This is a genomic window from Pseudomonas sp. Larv2_ips, assembly GCF_963879675.1.
Classification (GTDB): Bacteria; Pseudomonadota; Gammaproteobacteria; order Pseudomonadales; family Pseudomonadaceae; genus Aquipseudomonas.
Map to the genome: position 1 here is coordinate 1 of NZ_CAWOAW010000007.1, position 259 is coordinate 259.

Annotated in this window: 2 tRNA genes; both read left to right on the top strand. The window is 57.1% G+C overall.

Annotation, left to right across the window (positions count from 1 at the left end):
* Positions 1-2 precede the first annotated feature (2 nt).
* A tRNA-Gly gene (locus AACV02_RS03775) sits at positions 3-78 on the top strand.
* A 105-nt stretch (positions 79-183) separates the two neighbouring features.
* Positions 184-259: transfer RNA gene (locus AACV02_RS03780), tRNA-Glu, on the top strand.

A 259-nucleotide genomic window follows, 5' to 3' on the forward strand; every position in this document is an offset into this window, starting at 1 on the left:
ATGCGGGAATAGCTCAGTTGGTAGAGCACGACCTTGCCAAGGTCGGGGTCGCGAGTTCGAGTCTCGTTTCCCGCTCCAATTTTTAAGCAGTGTTGCCCTCGGGCGGCATTGAGTGAAACCAGGACCAAGTCTTCGGATGAGGCCTCTGGGCACTGAAATACACACCATGTGTTTCAGTAGCGTGTCCCCTTCGTCTAGTGGCCTAGGACACCGCCCTTTCACGGCGGTAACAGGGGTTCGAGTCCCCTAGGGGACGCCA